At 63.5% G+C, this 19,382-nt stretch carries 22 protein-coding genes and 1 tRNA gene; 13 read left to right on the top strand and 10 right to left on the bottom strand.

Translation table 11 applies throughout. The features are described from left to right. Positions 1–58 precede the first annotated feature (58 nt). Positions 59–721: a TetR/AcrR family transcriptional regulator C-terminal domain-containing protein gene (locus DT068_RS08480; protein WP_119389387.1), complete on the top strand. Its 663-nt coding sequence runs from the start codon at positions 59–61 to the stop codon at positions 719–721. A gap of 57 nt (positions 722–778) precedes the next feature. Continuing rightward, entirely contained in the window at positions 779–1,588 is an 810-nt protein-coding gene (locus tag DT068_RS08475) for a DUF72 domain-containing protein (protein ID WP_119389386.1), read from the top strand. A gap of 9 nt (positions 1,589–1,597) precedes the next feature. Here the strand turns inward: DT068_RS08475 and DT068_RS08470 are convergent, their stop codons facing one another. Then, positions 1,598–2,458 (bottom strand): 3-oxoadipate:acetyl-CoA acetyltransferase, encoded by an 861-nt coding sequence (locus DT068_RS08470; RefSeq protein ID WP_119389385.1) that lies wholly within the window; start codon positions 2,456–2,458, stop codon positions 1,598–1,600. A gap of 94 nt (positions 2,459–2,552) precedes the next feature. Between DT068_RS08470 and dinB the strand changes: the two genes are divergently transcribed. Further along, on the top strand, positions 2,553–3,800 hold the full coding sequence (gene dinB / locus DT068_RS08465) for a DNA polymerase IV (protein WP_119389384.1): 1,248 nt from the start codon (positions 2,553–2,555) through the stop codon (positions 3,798–3,800). Between the two features lie 158 nt (positions 3,801–3,958). Here dinB and DT068_RS08460 read toward each other — a convergent pair whose 3' ends face one another. Continuing rightward, a complete protein-coding gene (locus tag DT068_RS08460) occupies positions 3,959–4,402 on the bottom strand; it encodes an SRPBCC family protein (protein WP_119389383.1) in 444 nt (147 codons plus the stop codon). Between the two features lie 137 nt (positions 4,403–4,539). Between DT068_RS08460 and DT068_RS08455 the strand changes: the two genes are divergently transcribed. The 4 genes from DT068_RS08455 (at position 4,540) to DT068_RS28305 (ending at position 7,812) form a co-directional block, all read left to right on the top strand. Further along, entirely contained in the window at positions 4,540–5,619 is a 1,080-nt protein-coding gene (locus DT068_RS08455) for an adenylate/guanylate cyclase domain-containing protein (protein ID WP_119389382.1), read from the top strand. Between the two features lie 69 nt (positions 5,620–5,688). Continuing rightward, positions 5,689–5,940, top strand: coding sequence for a type II toxin-antitoxin system RelE family toxin (locus DT068_RS08450; RefSeq protein ID WP_119389381.1), 252 nt, complete (start codon positions 5,689–5,691; stop codon positions 5,938–5,940). Between the two features lie 9 nt (positions 5,941–5,949). Then, the gene (locus DT068_RS08445; RefSeq protein ID WP_119389780.1) at positions 5,950–6,318 is read left to right on the top strand and encodes a helix-turn-helix domain-containing protein; all 369 of its coding nucleotides are present in this window, start codon (positions 5,950–5,952) and stop codon (positions 6,316–6,318) included. A gap of 126 nt (positions 6,319–6,444) precedes the next feature. Next, a complete protein-coding gene (locus DT068_RS28305; protein ID WP_368904624.1) occupies positions 6,445–7,812 on the top strand; it encodes a GSU2403 family nucleotidyltransferase fold protein in 1,368 nt (455 codons plus the stop codon). On the opposite strand, the gene DT068_RS08425 is transcribed toward DT068_RS28305, so the two are convergent. The 6 genes from DT068_RS08425 to mnmA form a co-directional block, all read right to left on the bottom strand. After that, positions 7,769–7,845, bottom strand: a tRNA-Met gene (locus DT068_RS08425). The genes DT068_RS28305 and DT068_RS08425 overlap by 44 nt on opposite strands. A gap of 108 nt (positions 7,846–7,953) precedes the next feature. After that, on the bottom strand, positions 7,954–8,775 hold the full coding sequence (locus DT068_RS08420; RefSeq protein ID WP_119389378.1) for an ABC transporter permease: 822 nt from the start codon (positions 8,773–8,775) through the stop codon (positions 7,954–7,956). Next, a complete protein-coding gene (locus tag DT068_RS08415) occupies positions 8,775–9,785 on the bottom strand; it encodes an ATP-binding cassette domain-containing protein (protein ID WP_368904569.1) in 1,011 nt (336 codons plus the stop codon). Before DT068_RS08415 ends, DT068_RS08420 begins: the two co-directional genes overlap by 1 nt. 136 nt (positions 9,786–9,921) lie before the next feature. Then, positions 9,922–10,494: a class I SAM-dependent methyltransferase gene (locus tag DT068_RS08410; protein WP_119389377.1), complete on the bottom strand. Its 573-nt coding sequence runs from the start codon at positions 10,492–10,494 to the stop codon at positions 9,922–9,924. After that, positions 10,494–11,144 carry a class I SAM-dependent methyltransferase gene (locus DT068_RS08405; RefSeq protein ID WP_119389376.1) on the bottom strand — a complete coding sequence of 217 codons (651 nt, stop codon included), beginning with the start codon at positions 11,142–11,144 and terminating at the stop codon, positions 10,494–10,496. Before DT068_RS08405 ends, DT068_RS08410 begins: the two co-directional genes overlap by 1 nt. Before the next feature lie 27 nt (positions 11,145–11,171). Continuing rightward, positions 11,172–12,377, bottom strand: coding sequence for a tRNA 2-thiouridine(34) synthase MnmA (mnmA, locus tag DT068_RS08400; protein ID WP_438816419.1), 1,206 nt, complete (start codon positions 12,375–12,377; stop codon positions 11,172–11,174). Between the two features lie 178 nt (positions 12,378–12,555). Between mnmA and sciP the strand changes: the two genes are divergently transcribed. Further along, complete coding sequence (gene sciP, locus DT068_RS08395; RefSeq protein WP_119389375.1) at positions 12,556–12,831, top strand: CtrA inhibitor SciP; 276 nt, start codon at positions 12,556–12,558, stop codon at positions 12,829–12,831. A 33-nt stretch (positions 12,832–12,864) separates the two neighbouring features. On the opposite strand, the gene DT068_RS08390 is transcribed toward sciP, so the two are convergent. Further along, positions 12,865–13,323: a nuclear transport factor 2 family protein gene (locus DT068_RS08390; protein WP_119389374.1), complete on the bottom strand. Its 459-nt coding sequence runs from the start codon at positions 13,321–13,323 to the stop codon at positions 12,865–12,867. 228 nt (positions 13,324–13,551) lie between these two features. Between DT068_RS08390 and rsgA the strand changes: the two genes are divergently transcribed. From rsgA to DT068_RS08365, 5 genes are all read left to right on the top strand, one after another. Further along, on the top strand, positions 13,552–14,610 hold the full coding sequence (rsgA, locus tag DT068_RS08385) for a ribosome small subunit-dependent GTPase A (RefSeq protein ID WP_119389373.1): 1,059 nt from the start codon (positions 13,552–13,554) through the stop codon (positions 14,608–14,610). A gap of 64 nt (positions 14,611–14,674) precedes the next feature. Then, complete coding sequence (locus DT068_RS08380; protein WP_368904566.1) at positions 14,675–15,334, top strand: NAD(P)H-dependent oxidoreductase; 660 nt, start codon at positions 14,675–14,677, stop codon at positions 15,332–15,334. Then, entirely contained in the window at positions 15,324–17,234 is a 1,911-nt protein-coding gene (locus DT068_RS08375; protein WP_119389372.1) for a monovalent cation:proton antiporter-2 (CPA2) family protein, read from the top strand. The genes DT068_RS08380 and DT068_RS08375 overlap by 11 nt, the downstream gene beginning before the upstream one ends. Then, complete coding sequence (locus tag DT068_RS08370; protein ID WP_368904564.1) at positions 17,231–18,169, top strand: aminotransferase class IV; 939 nt, start codon at positions 17,231–17,233, stop codon at positions 18,167–18,169. Before DT068_RS08375 ends, DT068_RS08370 begins: the two co-directional genes overlap by 4 nt. Further along, the gene (locus tag DT068_RS08365; RefSeq protein ID WP_368904562.1) at positions 18,166–18,888 is read left to right on the top strand and encodes a sulfotransferase-like domain-containing protein; all 723 of its coding nucleotides are present in this window, start codon (positions 18,166–18,168) and stop codon (positions 18,886–18,888) included. The genes DT068_RS08370 and DT068_RS08365 overlap by 4 nt, the downstream gene beginning before the upstream one ends. On the opposite strand, the gene DT068_RS08360 is transcribed toward DT068_RS08365, so the two are convergent. Continuing rightward, positions 18,885–19,379 (bottom strand): GNAT family N-acetyltransferase, encoded by a 495-nt coding sequence (locus tag DT068_RS08360; RefSeq protein WP_119389371.1) that lies wholly within the window; start codon positions 19,377–19,379, stop codon positions 18,885–18,887. The genes DT068_RS08365 and DT068_RS08360 overlap by 4 nt on opposite strands. Positions 19,380–19,382: the final 3 nt, after the last annotated feature.

The following is a 19,382-nucleotide window of genomic DNA, read 5'->3' as shown; positions in this document are numbered from 1 at the left end:
GACATAGTTGTCAAAACAGTCAAGCTCTTTTATCATCCGTGCAACATACAGAGACGAAATGACAGATACGGGCAGCATCAGCCAGGCGACCCCACATCCGCGGAGCCATATCGCCAAGCGGCTTTCGGTCCTCGAAGCGGCTTCCATCGTTTTCTGCCGGGATGGATTTGCGAGCGCCAGCCTCGAGCTTATTGCCGCGGAAGCGGGCGTCTCGCGCCAGACTATCTACAATCATTATGGCGACAAGGAGAAACTCTTTATCGCGGTCGTCAAGGATCTGACCGAGCGCGCCAATGCCGGCCTGTTCGCGGCGATATCGAGCTTTCCCGACAACCCGGCCGATCTCGAGGCCGAGCTTGTCGATTTCGCCATGCGCCTCGCCTGCAACTGCATGTGCAACAATGACTGCATCGCGTTGCGTAAGCTGATCCAGGCCGAGGGCCGGCGCTATCCCGAGCTCTTCGCCCCCTGGCGCGAGCTTGGGCCCGAGCGCGCCTGGACCGCGATCGGCGCGCGTTTCGCCAGGCTCCACCATGCGGGCTATCTCGAGATCGATGATCCCGACATCGCCGCGCGCCAGTTCCAGGCGCTGGTCAATTCCGATCTCTATATCGGCACGCTTCTCGGCGACAAGCCGTCGGAAGCGCAAGTCCGGAAGTCCGCCGCCGTGGCGGTGAAGACCTTCCTCAAGGCCTATGGCGCGACTGCTGCCAAACATTGACAGCAGGGGCACTTAAGTATCCTCTCCCGAAGCTGGCGAATTTTCCGGGAGCATGTCATGGCCAAGACTCAGAACGGCAATATCCGTGTCGGCATCGGAGGCTGGACCTTCGAGCCCTGGCGCGGCACCTTCTATCCCAAGGGCCTGGCGCAGAAGCGCGAGCTTGAATATGCCGGCCAGCATCTGACCTCGATCGAGATCAACGGCACCTATTATGGCAGCCAGAAGCCGGAAAGCTTCGCGCGCTGGCGCGAGGAGACGCCGCCAGGCTTCGTCTTCTCGGTCAAGGGCACGCGCTTCAGCACCAATCGCCGCGTGCTGGCCGAGGCCGGCCAGTCGGTCGAGCGCTTCATATCGAGCGGCGTCACCGAGCTGAAGGAGAAGCTCGGCCCCATCAACTGGCAGTTCCTGCCGACCAAGCAATTCGACCTCAAGGATTTCGAAGCCTTCCTCAAGCTCCTGCCCTCTTCCCACGAAGGCCATTCCCTGCGCCACGTCGTCGAGGTCCGGCATGACAGCTTCCTCGTGCCGGAATTCATCGACCTCCTGCGCGCCTACAAGGTGGCGACCGTCTATACCGACAAGGAGAAATTCCCCGAGATCGCCGATGTGACGGCACCCTTCGTCTATGCGAGACTCCAGCGGGCCGACGAAACGGTGGCGACCGGTTACAAACCGAAGGCACTCGATGAATGGGCCAGGCGCGCCAAATTATGGGCCGAGGGCAAGGCCCCGGACGATCTCAACCCCATCGGCAAGCCCGAAAGCAAGCCACCCAAAGCGCGCGATGTCTTCATCTACATGATCAACGGCTTCAAGCCCAAGGCGCCTGCTGCCGCGATGGCGCTGATCGAGAGAGTGAAGTAGCTCCGGCGCTCAATCAAGCGTCAGCATCTTCCGCGCCTCGGCGGCAGTCGCGACTTTGCGGCCATAATCGCCGCACAATGATACGACGCGCTTGACGAGCTCGGCATTGGACTTCGCCAGCCGATCACGATCCATGCGCACATTGTCTTCGAGACCGGTGCGGCAATGGCCGCCGAGCTCCAGCGACCAGCGATTGACCTCGAGCTGGTGGCGCCCGATGCCGGCCGCCGTCCAGGTCGCCTCAGGCATCAGTTTCCTGAGCTGGCTCACCTGGAATTCGAGCACGTCGCGGATCGCCGGCATGGCGTTCTTCACCCCGAAGACGAACTGCACATGCAACGGCTTGCGCAGCACGCCTTCCTCGGCCAGCGCCAGGGCCTGATAGAGCATCGAGAGATCGAACACTTCGATCTCGGGCTTGATGCCATGCTCCAGCATCTTGGCGGCAAGCTCGCGGATCAGAGTCGGATGGTTCTCATAGATGATGGTCGGGAAGTTGCACGAGCCCGTCGACAGCGAGGCCATGTCGGGCTTGAGGTGAAGCATGCCGCCGCGTTCCGAGCCCTTGCCGGAGCGCCCGCCGGTCGAGAACTGGATGATCATGCCGGGACAGTGCTTGCGCAACCCCTCGCCCAGCCGCGCGAACCGTTCCGGATCGGATGTCGGCGTCTGGTCGTCCTTGCGCACATGGACATGGGCGATGGTGGCGCCCGCCTCGAAGGCTTCCTGGGTCGATTCGATCTGCTCCGAAACCGTGATCGGCACGGCCGGATTGTCTTCCTTGCGCGGCACCGATCCGGTGATGGCGACGGTGATGATGCAGGGCTGGGTCACGCGCAATCCTTGAATATTTTCGAACAATGTCAGCATCCTACCGCTTCTGCCGCGGAGATCGAGCCGGATTGACACGGAGTCACAATGTTCTCATTATGTTCCATACTCAATAGGGTGCAAGGCTGCTGGAATGGAATCGACCGCCACCATCCTCCATGCCGATCTCGACGCCTTCTATGCCTCGGTCGAGCAGCTGCTCGACCCGTCATTGCGCGGCAAGCCGATCGCCGTCGGTGGCGGCGTCGTGCTGGCCGCCTCCTATGAAGCGAAGGCCTATGGCGTGCGCGGCGGCATGCCGGGGCGCGCCGCGCGCGAGCTGTGTCCCGATCTCATTTTTGTCGGCGGCCACTTCTCGGAATATCAAAGGCTGGGCGATGCCGCGATCCGCGTGCTCGGCGATTTCACACCGCTCGTCGAGCGCATTTCCATCGATGAGGCTTTCGCCGATGTCAAAGGCTGCACGCATCTCTTTGGGTCGCCTACCGAGATAGCCCAGGCGGTCCGCAACCGCGTGCGCGCCGAGCTTGGTCTTCCCATCTCCATCGGCGTGGCGCGCACCAAGCATCTGGCCAAGATCGCCTCGCAAGTGGCGAAGCCCGACGGACTCGTGGCCGTCGAGCCCGGCAACGAGCTCGCCTTCCTGCATGATCTCCCCGTCGGGCTCATGTGGGGCGTGGGACCTGTGACCGAGGCGCGGCTCGCCGCGGCCGGCATCACCAGGATCGGCGAGCTGGCCCGGACGCACCGCATGGCTTTGACCCGGCTGCTGGGGCCGGCCGCCGGCGAGAAGCTCTCGTCATTGGCCTGGAATCGCGACCCGCGCGAGATCAGGACCCGCCAGCGCGCCCATTCGGCCGGCGCGCAATCGGCGCTCGGAAGAAGGCCTGCGGAAGAGCACGTCTACCGCCCTGCGCTGCGCCACCTTGCCGACCGGGTGGCCACAAGGCTGCGTGCCAAGGCCCGCCCCGGCCGCACCGTGACGGTGCGCGTCCGCTTTGCCGATCTCCGTTCGGTCACGCGCTCGATCACCCTCGATGCGCCGATCTCGGCGACGGCGATCCTGGCCGAAATCGCCGAGGATCTGGTGCGCTCGGCGCTCGCCGATCATCCGGGGGAGCGCTTCATCTCGCTGCTCGCCATTTCGGTGTCGCATCTCGACGAACGGCCGCTTCTGCAGCTCGAGCTGCCGCTGGGGCTCGCAGATGAGAATCGCCGGCCGGGCGCCGCGCTGGGCATGGCGCGCTTCCACGCGGACCGCGCCATCGACAAGCTGCGCCGGCGCTTCGGCTGGGAAGCCGTCGGCTATGCCTCGGTCGCGCTGGGATTGACGCGCTCGGTTCCCGATGCCTTCCGCGAGCTCGCGGAGAAGGAGCTTTGATCGTACGCTCCTGTGAGCATGAATGCGACACATGCACTCAGGAACCCGGATCGGTGCGGAAGAATTCCGCCGGTGGCAGCGCTGACCAGATCGGCGCCCGCCACGCCGACGGCGCTGGCGTCCTTTTCGACACGAATTTTCATCGATGCCGCAATGGCTCACATGTCGCGCGGAATATCTGGGCCCGGATCGCCACCGGCGACGGCCACAGTAAGCCTTCCGAGATAATAGGCCCAACCCTTGTCGTGACTCTCGCACTCTTCCAGATCGGGCAAGCCGCTATGGGTGAAGCGCACCAGTGTACCGCCGGCCTCATCGACGAGATCGATCTCGACCAGGCTTGATCCGGGCGGCGTCTTGCCGCTTCCCTCCCAGCCGAAACTGTAGGCCAGGCGATGGACGGGAACGACCTCGGTGAACTGACCACGCGCTCTGTGCTTGCCCTGCACATTGACGAGGTAGATTCCGCCCGGCTGCGGCTCGGCCGTCACCTCCGTGCCCAGCCAGCGCAGTATCTTGTCCGGATCGGTGAGGAAGGCGAAGACGGTTGCGGGCGGCGCCGCGACCTGTACCTCACGACGGACGACCAGGGTTTCAGCCATCACGGAATCTCCTTCGACAAGCGTGAGCGCAACAGAGTTTCACCTTAAGCCGGCCATGGCAATTTTTCTTTCACACAAATTGCTTTTGTGACAGTTACGCGATGACAGATGTTCCCCTATCGCCGCATGATCCTCGCATGAACTTGCCTTCCGCACTCACCTGGCTGATCGACGAGGCCAGTGCCACGCCCGGCGGCGACCGCTTTCTGATGACACTCGGCACCCGGCTGATGGCCGATGGCATGCCGCTCGCCGGCGGCGCGCTCACCCTTTCCGCGCCGCATCCGATCATCCGGCATCGCACCTGGCTGTGGACGGCGGAGACCGGAACGGTGATCGAGGCCTTGGATTTCAGCACCCTGGGCAATGAAACGAACGAGCCCGGCGCCGTTGGACGCAACTGGCTCTCGGGCCTCGGCGCCGGGATCGCGCGGGAAGATGTTGTCGGAGCACAACAGGATGGACCTCGCCTGGGATGGGCGCTGTCGCGTCCCCTCGCCGTGGCCGAGGCTGACCTGTTGCATCAGGCGGCGCGCTTCGCCGCGGCGCCACTTGCCGCGCTCGTTACCCGATCGACGCTCGCCGCCTTGCTCGAAGCCTATCTCGGCCGGCGCAGCGCCGCGCAGGTATTGCACGGGCGCTCCCGCCGCGAGCCGGGCGAAACCATTCGCGCGGTCCTGCTGTTCGGCGACCTGCGCGGCTTCACCGCAATGTCGGAGACGATGCCTCCCGATCTCGTGGTCGCGACCCTGGATGCCTGGTTCGACCGCATTGCCGGCGCGGTGCATGCCTTTGGCGGCGAGGTGTTGAAATTCGTGGGCGACGGCGTGCTGGCGATTTTCCCCGTTGGCGACAATTCCCCGTCCGTTGCCTGCGACGCGGCACTGCGCGCTGCCGCTGCGGCGCGGGCCGGCATGGCGAGCCTCGATGAGGCGCGCCGGCGCCAGGGCCTGCCGCCTCTCCCCTTCGGCATGGCGCTGCATCTGGGCGACATGCTGTGGGGCAATATCGGCACCGCCGACCGGCTCGATTTCACCGCCATCGGCCCGGCCGTCAATCTGGTGGGCCGGCTCGAAGGCCTGTGCAAGCTCATGGGCAGGAGCGTGCTCGTCTCAGGCGCGGTGGCCGAGGCGACGGCGACGGAGCTGATCCCGCTGGGCGAGCACATGCTGCGCGGCATCGCCACACCCTGCACGATATTCGCTTTGCCGGATTGACCGCCTCTTATAATTCACTAATAGCGAATATCGACTTGACAACAATTCGCTATAAGCTATAGATTTGTGATGGAGTCGATCGCCTACAGCAAATCGGCGTTGAGGACCCTCCGCCGTATTCCAGCAAACGAAGCCCGGCGGATCGTCGATAAGATCGAGCAATATGCGAGCGATCCCGGGAGCCAGGCGAACAATGTCAAGGCGCTGACGGGCTCGAGCTATTTAAGGCTGAGGGTCGGCGATTGGCGGGTGATCATGGATGATCAGGGGCAGGTTCTCGGTATCCTCAAGATCGGCCCGCGCGGTGGAATTTATGATTAGGTGGCCATGATGCAAAAGATCGTCACGCCCGGGGGTGAAACTCTCGTTCTTCTGCCATTGGCGGAATATGAGCGTTTGATCGATGCGGCAGAAATCGCTGCGGCGGACCGGGTCAGGGCCGATATTGCGTCCGGACGTGACGAGATGATCCCTTCCGAGACCGTCAAGCGCATCCTGGCCGGGGAAAATCCCGTGCGGGTCTGGCGCCGGCATCGCGGCCTGTCGGCGCGCGATCTGGCGGAAAGGACGGAACTCAGCACCGCCTATATTTCGGAGATCGAGACCGGCAAGAAAGATGGAAGCGTGTCGGCGATGAAGAAGATCGCCGAAGCCCTCGGCGTGGAGATCGGCGATTTGGTGGATGGTAGCGGAGGTTAACCAGGGCCTGTCTCTTGTCAGCAGAATTATACTCATTTTGTGAATTGAGTATAATTAGATAGATTTCCCGTTCGAAAGCGGTTATACTCACTTTTGCAAACTGAGTATAATAGATGGGAGGCCGCGATGGCAGTTCCCCCGCTCGTCGCGCAGACAACCTACGCCGAACTTCTGGAACGCTGTGCGAATGCTGCGTTCGACGAGGCTTTCGGCGAAGAGGGCGCCTTTGTCGCCAAAATCATCAAGGGACGTCGCTATTGGTACTTTCAAGCCGGAGCCGGCGCTGCCCGCAGGCAACGATATGCGGGCGCCGAGACACCCGAACTCTTGGAACGCATCGCCCATCACCGTCAGGCCCGCAATGACGAGCGTGAACGCCGCGCGCTCGTGTCAACGCTCGTGAGATCCTTCAATCTGCCTCGTCCCATTCCAGAGATCGGCGATGTCATTGCGGCCCTGGCTAAGGCAGGCATATTCCGTCTCCGCGGTGTGCTGGTTGGAACCGTTGCCTACCAGACATACTCGGCCATGCTAGGCGTCAGGCTCGCCGCCGCTCTCCTGGAGACCGGCGATGTCGATATCGCCCAGTTCAAGAACGTGTCGGTGGCTGTCGAGGATAGCATTCCATCCCTGCTCGAAGTCCTAAGGGAGGTCGACAAGACCTTTCGGGCGGTGCCGCACGTGGTCGACGGCCGGCGGGTTACAAGTTACGCGGCCAAGGGCGGCTTGCGCGTCGATTTTCTCACGCCCAATGAAGGAGAAGAAACTGGGCAGCCTCAATCTTTGCCGGCGCTGCAAACGGATGCTCAGCCGCTACGCTTCCTCGACTTCCTTATTCATGAGCCTGAGCCAGCGGTGATCCTGCATAACGCCGGAATCTTCGTTCACGTACCCGCGCCCGCGCGCTTCGCCGTTCACAAGCTGATCGTATCGCACCGGCGTCGTGAAGGTCTCGCCAAGCGAGACAAGGATATTCGACAGGCCAGTGTGCTGCTCGATATTCTCGCCGAGAAAAGGCCTCACGAGCTCAAGCTTGCCTGGGAAGAAGCTTATCGACGCGGGCCCGCCTGGCGCAAACTGCTCCTTCACGGACTGGGTGCTGTCAGCGGCAGCGCACGAGATTTGACACTCAAGACCATCGGCGTCAGCCGCTCAAAGGTTCCCGGTCTCGATTTGACCTTTGCCAATCCCCAGGTTCGCTACGATTCCAGTCGAGATGTTGCAACTTTTGAGGGCAGCGCGCTTGGCAGCGCAGTCTCCTGCGTGATCAGCGGCGAGGCACTGGATGACCATTTCGACGCTCAGAGGGATCGGAAGAAACGAGTTGAGAGCGTTCTGAGAAATAGGTCCAGGATCGAGCATATGGCCCGTGCCAAGTATCTCTCATGGCCGATCGAAGAACCTGGCACGGTTCAAATCAAGACTATGAACGTTCCAAAACTATTGAAAGTGGTAGCGGAGGAGGGAGTTGAACCCCCGACCCCAGGATTATGATTCCCGTGCTCTAACCAACTGAGCTACTCCGCCCCAAGATCGTGACGGCGATATAGGGTTTGCCTGCATGGCAAGTCAAGTCGCGAGACCGGATTACGCATTTACTCCCATAAGCCGGGCACGGCAGGGAAATGCGGCGACCTAGCGATCGCTCCGCCGATAGAGCCACAGCGTCACCGGCGCCAGCAGCAAGGTGAGCAAGGCGGGCGCCAGCAGGGCCATGAGGACATCATTGAGGCTCGCCTGCCCCGCCATCAGGCCGCGAATGGCGCTGGTCATCAGCGACACCGGATTGACATCCACGAAGGCCCTGAGCCAGCCGGGCATCGTCTGGGGCTCGACCATGATGTTGGAGGCGAAGACCAGCGGAAACAGGAAGGTGAAGCCCGCGGTCATCACGGTCGTCGGCGTGCGGATCAGCAGGCCCAGCACGATGAATATCCATCCCATGCCGAAGCCGACGGCGAGGAGAAGCGCGAAGGCCGCGATCACGCCCGGGATTCCCGCTTCCGGGCGATAGCCCAGAGTGAGGCCGATCGTCAGGATGATGGCGCCGGCGATCAGATGGCGCAGCACATCGCCCACCATCAGTCCGGCAAAGGGTGCGAGCGACCAGATCGGCAGCGAACGGAAGCGGTCGAACAGGCCCTTGCCGAGATCGGTCGAGAGCCCCATGCCGGAATAGACGGCATTGAACACGACGGTCTGGACCAGGATGCCCGGCAGGAAGAATTGCAGATAGGCGCTGGTCGAGCCCGCCAGCGCTCCGCCGAAAACGAAGGTGAACAGCAGCGTGAACATGATCGGCGTCATCACCAGATCGAACAGCTGCTCGGGAACGTGCTTGAATTTGAGGATGGCGCGCCAGCCGAAGACCAGCGCATTGGAGAAGGCCGACGGCGCCTTGGGCGGCGCCACCATCTCGAGCCTGGCACTCAAGGCAGCGGAACTCAGATCGGTCATCAATCGCCCTTCTCCCTTTTTCCAAGCCTGCCGCTGCCGCCCGTCAGCGCGAAGAAGACTTCTTCGAGGCTGGGCGAGCCCATCGAGAAATCGGCAAGCTCTATCCTGGCCGCGATGAGCGCCGCGATGGCCTGGCTTGCGGCATCCGTCGAGCCCGCCATGACCGACAACTGCGCCCCCTCGGGGCTGCGCTGGATGGTACCGGTGAGATGGCAGGCGAGGATCGCCTCGGCCTCCGCCAGCCGCGCCGGATCGGCCAGCGCCACATGCAGGAAGCCCGAGCCTGTCGCCGCCTTGAGCTCACGGCTCGTGCCTTCGGCGATCTTGCGGCCCTTGTCGATGACGGCGATGCGCGCCGCGAGTTGGTCCGCTTCGTCGAGATACTGCGTGGTGAGCAGGATCGTGACACCCGAATCCGCGAGCGCCCGGATCATCCGCCACACGCTCTGGCGCGCATTTGGGTCGAGCCCGGTCGTCGGCTCATCGAGGAACAGCACGCCCGGCGTCACGATGAGCGAAGCGGCGATGTCGAGCCTTCTGCGCATGCCGCCCGAATAGGTCTTCACCTGGCGCCCTGCCGCATCGGAGAGTTCGAAAGCCGCCAGCAGGTTGTCGGCGCGGTCCTTCGCGCTGCGGCCTCGGAAACCCCACAGCCGGGCCAGCAGCAGCAGATTCTCGCGCCCCGTGAGATCCTCATCGAGCGAAGCGAACTGGCCGGTCATGGCGATGCTGGCGCGCACATCATGTGGCGCCGCGATGACATCATGCCCCATGACGCTGGCCGACCCGTCATCGGGCGTCAGCAGCGTGGCCAGCATGCGCATCAAGGTCGTCTTGCCGGCGCCATTGGGGCCGAGGATGGCGAAGATCATGCCGCGCGGCACGTCGAGATCGATCCCATCGACGGCGCGGAGCTCGCCGAAACGCTTGACCAGCCCGCGCGCCGAAACGGCAGGAAGGGTTCGCTCGTCGCGGGACTGCAAATTAGTCATATGCACTGCGTCATTCATGACGAGCTCGTGATTCCTGATATGGCGAAATCTGGCAAGCGGCCCGGCCGGTATGGTTGCGGCCAGGGAGCTTCGCGCGGCCCGGAAACTCGCATGGGCGGCAGGCTTCTGTCCAGAGCGCAATTGTATCGGGAAGTTACGCGTTTCTGCTGTAGCGCCACACGAAAGCGGGCGGGATGTTGGCCATCACCGCGCGTGCCCGGCGCGCTTTCAGCCCGCAAGCCGCGACTTCGGCTTCCGCCAGCGGCGGCGCCAGGAAATAGCTGAACTGCACCAGCATGCCGTCGTCGCTGAGCGAGGTTGCCATGGCGCGCGAGATGCCGGTGCGCACCGCTTCCGGCATGCTTCTGAGCGGCAGGCCGGAGAGAATGCGCGGTACCTTGCCATGCCCCTGCTCCTTGAGCAGCCGCGGCAGTTCCTGCGCATCGCCCTGCAGCACCGTGACGCCCGGGAATTTACGGCGCAGATGGCGCACGAACTCCGGATCGAACTCGACCAGGATGAGTTTCGCCGGCGCAACACCAGACGCGAGCAGCGCCCGCGTGAACGGTCCCGTTCCCGGACCGATCTCGACGATGACGTCGCCGGCTCCGGGCGCCAAAGTCTGCACCATCGCTTTGGCCAGGCTCGCACCGCTCGGCGCCACGGCGCCGACGCCCAGCGGGCGATGCAGATAGCGCCGCCAGAACAGCAATCCGGAGTTCTTCATTAATTGAGCCGCTGGAACCTGAGCAAGGTGAAGAAGCCGAAGGGCTTGAGCGGCCGGCGCTCCTCGAGCTTGAGATTGCCGCTCACCATCAGCGTCTCGACCGGGAAGTCGGGACGCCAGCCGAGAATGTCGGAAAACCGGGCAAGGCGCTTCTCGACCACCGCGCGCAGTCCCTTGTCGATGCTGAAATGGTTGACGATGAGGATATGCCCGCCCGGCTTGGTGACCCGGATGAGCTCGTTCATCACCTGGACGGGATCAGGGACCACCGTCATCACGAACATCGCCGATGTGACATCGAAGCTTTTGTCGGCAAATTTGAGCTCGGTCGCATCCATTTCGAGCAGCGCCTCGACATGGCGCAGATTGCGCTTGTGCACGCGCTCGCGCGCCCTGTGCAGCATGTCGGGCGACAGGTCGATGCCCGTGACCTTGAGGCTATGCTTGTAGTGCGGCAGCGAGAGTCCGGTGCCGACGCCGATTTCCAGCACTCTGCCGTGATACTTGTTGATCAGGAAGGCCGCCTGCTTGACGCCCGCCTCGATCACCTTGCCGAAAGTGGCGTCATAGACCGGCGCCCAGCGGCGATAGGCACGCATGACATCGTGATTGTCAATTTCAGCGAGCGCGCGGCGGGCACTGCCCTGCATGGATCTCTCCTGCTCCCATTTCCCCGATTATGTGACCATCGACAGCGCTTCTGGCAAGCGCCGATTTCCTCCGGTTGAAAACCCCCGCGCGATGAAGCCGCCCCCGAGGACCCGGGCTCCCGCGCCCGGTCTTTCATAGAACACACAAGCCTGCCCCGGCGATACGCCATATTCGCCGGCCGCGATCGTGACCCTGGCTCCCTCGGCCGAACCGCTGATATCGGCTTCGACCGGCGGCCGGGTCGAGCGAATCTTAGCAAAAATCGGCCGCATCCGCGAGTCGAGCGGCTCCTCGCCAAGCCAGTTGACCTGGTCGATGGCAATTTCGTGCCGGAGCAGCGCTTCGCGCGGGCCGACGATGACGCGCCGCTCTTTGGGCTCGATCTTCAACACATAGAGCGGATCGCCCTCGGCGATGCCAAGCCCCCGCCGCTGACCCACAGTGAAATGCACCGTGCCCTTGTGACGGCCGAGCACCCGTCCATCCTGATGCACGATATCGCCCGGCTCGGCCGCATCGGGCCTGAGCCTGGTGATGAGATCGCCATAGCGTCCATCCGGCACGAAGCAGATGTCCTGGCTGTCGGGCTTGTCGGCGACCGCAAGCCCGATCTCCGCGGCGATGCGGCGCGTCTCGCTCTTAGGGATCGTGCCAAGCGGAAACCGCAGATAATCGATCTGTTCCTGCGTCGTGGCGAAGAGGAAATAGCTCTGGTCGCGCGCAATATCGGCGGGCGTGAAGAGATCGCGCCGGCCGGAGCCGTCGAGGCGCGGCCGGCTCTCAATATAGTGGCCGGTGACAAGGGCGGCGGCATCGAGATCGCGGGCCCGTGCCAGGAGATCGGCGAACTTGACCGTCTGGTTGCAGCGGATGCAGGGCACCGGCGTATAGCCCGCCACATAGCTGTCGACGAAATCGTCGATCACCGCTTCCCGGAAGCGGCTCTCGAAATCGAGCACATAATGCGGGATCGAGAGCTGGGCCGCGACCCGGCGGGCGTCATGGATATCCTGGCCGGCACAGCAGGCCCCCTTCCGCCGCACCGCCTCGCCATGGTCATAGAGCTGCAGCGTGATGCCGACGACGTCATAGCCGGCGCGCTTGAGAAGGGCAGCCGCAACGGAAGAATCGACCCCTCCCGACATGGCGCAAACCACCCGTATCCGGGCGGGATCGCCCGGCAGGCCGATCGAGCGGCGCACTTCGTCGATAAGGGGGTCGGTTACGGTCATGGGCGGATAGATGGCGGCTCGTACCCTGGTTGTAAACGGCAATTTTGCCCGTTCTGTCCTGATTTGGCGCAGTCGGCGGCCAAGATTTGCAAATTGTTCGGAACTGCTTAGCCCAATTTTAAGCGAACGCACCTAGTCTTGGCGGCAGTAAGTAGTGAGTACCCAGTCGAGTAAGGTGATGAACGGTCAGTTGCGTCCCCGCGTGAATTACGTCATTGGGCCCGATGGCAGTCCGCTGACCATTGCGGATTTACCGCCCCCCGGAAACCAGCGCTGGGTCATCCGCCGCAAGGCGGAAGTCGTGGCGGCTGTCCGGGGCGGGCTTTTGAGCCTCGAAGAGGCCTGCGAGCGCTATACCCTCACCGTCGAGGAATATCTGAGCTGGCAGCGCTCGATCGACAAGCACGGCCTGGCGGGTCTCCGGACCACGCGGATCCAGCAATACAGGCAATAAATCCTAAAATTGACTGTTCGGGATCGCGGGGAGTCACCCTCCTGCAACCGACCGGCTTTTGCCGATCTCGCTCAGTAGTGTCCCCAGGCTGCCTCTGGCTTCGGCCGATCCCAAATGGTCGACATAGTCGCGCGATGAGACGATCTGGCCGTCGCGCACCTGCATGACGAAGACGCAAGGGTAGGAAGAACTGGCGCCGGTCTCGAGATTCTCGATTTCATAGCGGAATTCCGCGACGATCACTTCCGGATCGCTTGTCTCATGGATCCTGATATTCGTGGCCCTTGCTTTCAGGGTCTGCCGGGCCGGCCTTCGCGCGAAATGCGCGCGCAATTCCTCCCGGCTTGTGAAGCCTGGGCCGCGCAACGGGTCGAAGGGATGCGAGACATCCGTCTGCTCGGCATAGAGATCGATCACCTCCTCGATCCGCCCTTCGCAAAGGCCGTTGACCAGGGCCAGGAAGACTTCGCTTGGACTGCGCTGTTGGCTCATGCTACTCCCACTTTTCCGGCCGTTGTCGGCCCACTATACTTGCAAGCGTCCATTTTCCGGAAAGGAGGCATTTGGTGATTGTCGTTGTGTCCCATAAGGCTGGAGAAAGCCGGACCGAAGCCTAGCCGCTTCCTTCCGCCTCCACCCAGCCCGAATTCATGATCCCTGCCCCGGCAGCGGATCGTTCCTATGCGCGCCGGCAATCGGCGCTTAAGCTGGTGGACACCGATGACATCCCCAATCCTCGATCTGGCCGATCTCGGCTGGTCAAATTTCTTTGCCGCCCAATGCGATCCTGACGACACGCTCTTGCCCGTCCGGGTGATGGCGGTTCACCGCGACCGCCTTGTGGTGCAGGGCGCAGATCTCGACATGGCGATCCCGCCCTTTGGCGCGGATCCGGACGATGGAGAAGCCATCGCCACGGTCGGCGACTGGCTGCTTCTCGACACGGCAAAGCAGCGCGCCCGCCACCTGTTGCAGCGGCGCAGCCTGTTCAAGCGCCGCGCCGCCGGCACCGGACGCAAGCTGCAGCTCATCGCCGCCAATGTCGATACGCTGTTCATCGTCTCGTCCTGCAACCAGGACTTCAACCAGGCCAGGATCGAGCGCTATCTGGTCCTCGCCGAGGAAGCGGAAGTGACACCGGTCATCGTCCTGACCAAGGCCGATCTGAGCGCTGCACCGGAGGACTTCGTGTATGCCGCGGCCAAGCTGCTGCCCGGCCTCCTGGTCGAGGCGGTGAATGCGCTCGACCCTCAAAGCACCGCCTGCCTCTCGCCTTGGTGCAAGCGCGGCCAGACGGTGGCATTTGTCGGCTCCTCGGGCGTCGGCAAATCGACGCTCATCAACACGCTCACCGGCGCCGGCGGCATCGCCACCCAGGCCATCCGCGCCGATGACGACAAGGGCCGCCATACCACCACCGGGCGGGCGCTCCACCGGCTGCCCATGGACGGCTGGCTGCTCGACACGCCGGGCATGCGCGAGTTGCAGGTCACCGATGCAGAGGAAGGGATCGCCGGCGTCTTCGCCGACATCCTCGCTCTGGCGCGCCAATGCCGCTTCAACGATTGCCGGCATCTGAGCGAGCCCGGCTGCGCCATTGAGCTGGCGGTCGCGCAAGGCAGGCTTGATCCCGAACGGGTCAAACGCTGGCGCAAGCTTGCCGCCGAGGAGGCCTACAACACCGAGAGCCTGGCCGAGCGGCGCGCCCGCGCCCGGGCTTTCGGCAAGATGGCGAAGGGCGTCATGAAGGCGAAGCGGGAGCGCAACCAGCCGGGCTAGGCCACCGGGTTGGTCGGCCCGGCACCACCAGGTTCGGCCAACCCATACGATTGCGCCCCCTCCCTTGCCCGCTTCCGTGGGCATCCTCTATCTTGCCAGCTTCATGAAGATCCTCATCCTCTTTGCCCATCCGCGCCTGTCCGGTTCGCATGTCCAGCGCACGCTCAGTGACGCGGTGAGCAGCCTGTCCGGCGTCACGTTCCACGATCTCTATGCCGCCTATCCCGATTTCACCATCGATGTCGCCCGCGAGCAGGCGCTGCTCGCCGAGCATGACGTCATCGTGCTGCAGCATCCTTTCTACTGGTATTCGGCGCCGGCGATCATCAAGGAATGGCTCGATCTCGTGCTCGAGCTCGGCTGGGCCTACGGGCCGGGCGGTGACAAGCTGCATCGCAAATTCCTCATGAATGCCATCTCGACCGGGGGTGCCGATGCCGCCTATCGCCGGCACGGCCGCAACCGCTTCGAGATCACCGACCTGCTCAGCCCCTTCAACCAGTCGGCCCATCTGTGCGGCATGGCCTATCTCGAGCCCTTTGTCGTCTTTGCCGGACGCTGGCTGACGGCGGAGGACCTCGCCCTCAAGGCCAGCGACTATCAGGGGCTGATCGAGGGCCTGCGCGACGGCCATATCGACCCGATGACGCGGCTCGCCAAGGCCTATGCCCTGCCGCTTGCCTTCGAGGCGCAACGGCTCCAGAAAAAGCGCCATGCAACTTAGCCTCGACACGTTTCTGCTCGGCGCCTTCGTCTATCTGACCGCCGCCGTCATTTCGGTGCCCATTGCGACGCGCCTTGGCCTCGGCTCTGTGCTGGGTTATCTCATCGCCGGCATGCTGATCGGGCCTTCGGTGCTGGGCTTCGTCGGCAGCGAAGGTCAGGATGTGCTGCATTTTGCCGAATTCGGCGTCATCGTCATGCTGTTCCTGATCGGCCTCGAATTGCAGCCTTCGAAACTGTGGACCTTGCGCAAGCCGATCCTCGGCCTCGGCGGCATGCAGGTCATCGGTACCGCTGCGGCACTTGCCTTGGCGCTCATCCTCTTTGGGCTTGGCTGGCAGACCTCGATCACCATCGGCCTGATCCTGGCCATGTCCTCGACCGCCATCGTGCTGCAGAGCCTCGCCGAGCGCGGGCAGCTCAAGACCTCGGGCGGCCAGGCGGTGTTCTCGGTCCTGCTGTTCCAGGACATTGCCGTCATCCCGATCCTGGCGCTGCTGCCCTTGCTGGCGGCAGGCGGCGGCGCGCCGGCCCCCGAAACGCATGGCTATCTGGGCAGCCTGCCGGCCTGGCAGCAGGCGCTCGTCGTCTTCGCCGCCGTGGCCCTCATCGTGCTGGCCGGGCGCTATCTGATGCGACCGCTCTTCCGCCTCATAGCCATGACGGGTTTGCGCGAGATCTTCGTCGCTCTGGCGCTCGCCCTCGTCGTCGGCATCACGCTCCTCATGGAGACGGTCGGCCTGTCGCCCGCCCTCGGCACGTTCCTCGCCGGCGTCCTGCTCGCCGAAAGCGAATACCGCCACGAGCTCGAAATGGACCTTGAGCCCTTCAAGGGCATCCTGCTCGCGGTGTTCTTCATCGCGGTGGGAGCCGGCATCGACTTCAAGCTCATCGCCACGGAGCCGGTCCTGATCTTTGGCGGCGTCCTCGCTTTCATCCTCGTCAAGCTCGTCGTGCTCTATGCCATCGCCCGTTTCGCGCGCATGAAGCCGCCGCGCGCCTCGCTGTTCTCCTTCTCGCTCGCGCAAGGCGGGGAATTCGCTTTCGTGCTCATTTCCTTCGCCGGGGGCCTTGGCCTTCTCGCTCTGGCCGAGGCCAACATGCTGGTCGCCATCGTGGCGCTGTCGATGGCCGCGGCACCCTTGCTGATGATGCTCGACGCCAAGATCATCCAGCCGCGCTTCGAAAGCCAGGGCTTCCGGCGCGAAGCCGACAAGATCGATCAGACCGGATCGCAGGCGATCATACTGGGCCATGGCCGTTTCGGCATGACGGTGGGCCGCGTGCTCGCGGCCAACGGCTCGCGTGCGACGGTGCTCGATCACGATGTCGAACAGATCGATGCCTTGCGAAAATTCGGCTTCAAGGTCTTCTATGGCGACGCCACCCGCGAGGATCTCATGCAAGCGGCCGGCGCCGCCGACGCGAAGATTCTCGTCGTCGCCATCGACAACCGCGAGAAGATCAACGAAATCGTCCAGATGGCGCGCCGCAACTTCCCGCATCTCGAGATATTCGCCCGCGCCTTCGATCGCACCCATGCTTATGAGCTCCTCAATGCCGGGGTCGAGCATGTCTATCGCGAGGTGTTCGATTCATCCCTCGCTCTGGCCGAGGATGCGCTGGTGGCGCTCGGCACCCATCCCTATGAGGCGGCGCGCGCGCTGCGCCTGTTCCGCCGCCACGATGAGACGCTGATCCGCCGCACCGCGCGCCATGCCGGCGACATCGACACGATCGTCGACATTTCGCGCGCCGCCCAGGCCGAGATCGAGCGCGTGCTCTCTGGCGACCAGCAGCCACGCCCGGACTACTCACCCGACCGCGGCTGGGGCGCGTTGGCGGAAGTCGCGCAGGATCCACGCAGCATGAGCGAGAATGAGGAGAAGGCCGCATCGTGACGCAGCAATTCGAAATCGACCCGAAGAACGCGAATATCCTGATCTCGATCAACGGCGAGCTGGTGCGGCGCGACAAGGCCGTCGTCTCGGTGTTCGATTCGGGCTTCGTGCTGGGCGATGGCGTATGGGAAGGCCTGCGCCTCTATAATGGCGGCATCGCCTTCCTCAGCGAGCATATCGAGCGCCTCTATGAGGGCGCCAAGGCGATCTTCATGGATATCGGCGTGACGCCCGAGGAACTGGTCAAGCGGCTTTTCGCCTGTCTCGACGCCAACAGGATGACGACGGATGGCGTGCATGTCCGCCTGATGGTGACGCGGGGCGTCAAGGCGACACCCTATCAGGACCCGCGCGCCACCATCTCGACCGCGACCATTGTGATCATCCCGGAATGGAAGGCGCCCAAGCCCGACGTGGTCGCCAAGGGCCTGAAGCTCCATACCGTCAATGTGCGGCGCGGCGCCCCTGATGTGCAGGACCAGAAGCTCAACTCGCATTCCAAGCTCAATTGCATCACCGCTTGCGTGCAGGCCATGAATGCCGGGGCCGACGAGGCCTTGATGCTCGATCCCCTGGGCTTCGTCGCCACCTGCAATTCGACGCATTTCTTCATCGTCAGGCGCGGCGAAGTGTGGACCTCCACCGGACAGTACTGCATTCCCGGCATCACCCGCGCCGCCGTCATCCGTGCCTGCCGGGAAAACGGCATCCCCGTCTTCGAGAAGCAGTTCTCGCTCTACGATGTCTACGGCGCCGACGAGGCCTTCGTCACCGGCACCTTTGCCGGGCTGGTGCCGGTGCGCGAGATCGATGGCCGCCTTGTGGCGCATCCCCTGGCGCAAAAGGGCGACTGGGCCGGCATCGGCCCCATGACGAAACGCCTCACCGAACTTTACAAAGCCCTGGCGCAGCGCGAGGCGAAGCGAACCCTGTGACCGTCAACATCGCCATGTGGTCGGGGCCGCGCAACATCTCGACCGCCATGATGTATTCCTTCGGCAACCGGCCTGACTGCTTTGCCTGGGACGAGCCCTTCTACGCCTTCTCCCTGAAGGTCCACGGCAATGATCACCCGATGCGCGACGAGATCATCGCCGCCAATGAAAGCGACTGGGACAGGCTCGTCGCCCGTTGCCTGGGCCCGGCACCCGACGGCAAGCAGGTCTTCTACCAGAAGCACATGACCCACCACATGCTGAAGGGCTTTGATCGCGGGTGGATATTGGGGCTCACCAACGCTTTTCTGATCCGCCGGCCGGAGCGGGTGCTGGCGAGCTATGCGCAGAAATGGGCGGAGGTTTCGCTGCGCGACATCGGCTTCGTCGAGCAGGCCGAGATCTTCGACAGGGTAGCTGATCATCTGGGACAGGCGCCCGCCGTCATCGATGCCGATGATGTGCTGGCTGATCCCCGCCGAACGCTCGAGCAGCTATGCGCGGCCTGTGGCATCTCCTTCGACGATCACATGCTGGCCTGGCCAAAGGGCCCCAAGCCCTTCGACGGCGTGTGGGCGCCGCATTGGTACAATGCGGTGTGGGAATCGACCGGCTTCGCGCCGCCGAAAGATCGGCGCCTCGCGCTCGATGGCGCTCTCGCTAAGATCGCCGAGGCGGCACAGCCCTATTACGAGCGGCTGCGCCAGTACAAACTCTAGCCTTCCGCGAGCTTGCGCAGCACGTTGTCCGGGAAAGTGAAATAGACGGCCGGCCGGCGGATACCGCCGATCTCGTCATAGAGCCGCTGCGCTCCATCATTACTGATATCGGTGGCAAGATCGATGCGGCCGATGCCCTGTTCGAGCGTGAAGGCGGCGAGGAAGCGCATCATGGCATGGCCAAGTCCCCTGCCGCGCCACTCGCCGCGCACGAACAGATCCTTGACGAAGAGCAGCCCCTTGCGGTCGCGCCCGGGTCTCAGGATCGCGCAGCAGGCAAGGCCGGCGGGCATGTTTTCCGCCAGGCACAGCACGAAGCGCGTGCCTTCCTGCGTCTTCATCGTGCGGGTGACCATTCCGGCATATTCATCATCGCCCGGCAGATGGACGCCGGGGCGATAATGCGCATCCATCGCCGCCAGCAGCTTGGCCGTGGCAATGATATCGGCTTGGTCGGCGAAGCGGATGACGGTCTGCGCCGGCGAGGCCATAAG

This window comes from Taklimakanibacter lacteus, assembly GCA_003576695.1.
In the GTDB taxonomy this organism is placed as follows: Bacteria; Pseudomonadota; Alphaproteobacteria; order Rhizobiales; family Aestuariivirgaceae; genus Taklimakanibacter; species Taklimakanibacter lacteus.
This window is presented reverse-complemented; position numbering and strand designations above follow the sequence as displayed.

Coding starts and splice junctions, on each gene's coding strand:
- DT068_RS08480 (WP_119389387.1), top strand. CDS start 59: ATGACAGATACGGGCAGCATCAGCCAGGCGACCCCACATCCGCGGAGC.
- DT068_RS08475 (WP_119389386.1), top strand. CDS start 779: ATGGCCAAGACTCAGAACGGCAATATCCGTGTCGGCATCGGAGGCTGG.
- DT068_RS08470 (WP_119389385.1), bottom strand. CDS start 2,458: ATGCTGACATTGTTCGAAAATATTCAAGGATTGCGCGTGACCCAGCCC.
- dinB (WP_119389384.1), top strand. CDS start 2,553: ATGGAATCGACCGCCACCATCCTCCATGCCGATCTCGACGCCTTCTAT.
- DT068_RS08460 (WP_119389383.1), bottom strand. CDS start 4,402: ATGGCTGAAACCCTGGTCGTCCGTCGTGAGGTACAGGTCGCGGCGCCG.
- DT068_RS08455 (WP_119389382.1), top strand. CDS start 4,540: ATGAACTTGCCTTCCGCACTCACCTGGCTGATCGACGAGGCCAGTGCC.
- DT068_RS08450 (WP_119389381.1), top strand. CDS start 5,689: ATGGAGTCGATCGCCTACAGCAAATCGGCGTTGAGGACCCTCCGCCGT.
- DT068_RS08445 (WP_119389780.1), top strand. CDS start 5,950: ATGCAAAAGATCGTCACGCCCGGGGGTGAAACTCTCGTTCTTCTGCCA.
- DT068_RS28305 (WP_368904624.1), top strand. CDS start 6,445: ATGGCAGTTCCCCCGCTCGTCGCGCAGACAACCTACGCCGAACTTCTG.
- DT068_RS08420 (WP_119389378.1), bottom strand. CDS start 8,775: ATGACCGATCTGAGTTCCGCTGCCTTGAGTGCCAGGCTCGAGATGGTG.
- DT068_RS08415 (WP_368904569.1), bottom strand. CDS start 9,785: ATGAATGACGCAGTGCATATGACTAATTTGCAGTCCCGCGACGAGCGA.
- DT068_RS08410 (WP_119389377.1), bottom strand. CDS start 10,494: ATGAAGAACTCCGGATTGCTGTTCTGGCGGCGCTATCTGCATCGCCCG.
- DT068_RS08405 (WP_119389376.1), bottom strand. CDS start 11,144: ATGCAGGGCAGTGCCCGCCGCGCGCTCGCTGAAATTGACAATCACGAT.
- mnmA (WP_438816419.1), bottom strand. CDS start 12,377: ATGACCGTAACCGACCCCCTTATCGACGAAGTGCGCCGCTCGATCGGC.
- sciP (WP_119389375.1), top strand. CDS start 12,556: ATGAACGGTCAGTTGCGTCCCCGCGTGAATTACGTCATTGGGCCCGAT.
- DT068_RS08390 (WP_119389374.1), bottom strand. CDS start 13,323: ATGAGCCAACAGCGCAGTCCAAGCGAAGTCTTCCTGGCCCTGGTCAAC.
- rsgA (WP_119389373.1), top strand. CDS start 13,552: ATGACATCCCCAATCCTCGATCTGGCCGATCTCGGCTGGTCAAATTTC.
- DT068_RS08375 (WP_119389372.1), top strand. CDS start 15,324: ATGCAACTTAGCCTCGACACGTTTCTGCTCGGCGCCTTCGTCTATCTG.
- DT068_RS08360 (WP_119389371.1), bottom strand. CDS start 19,379: ATGGCCTCGCCGGCGCAGACCGTCATCCGCTTCGCCGACCAAGCCGAT.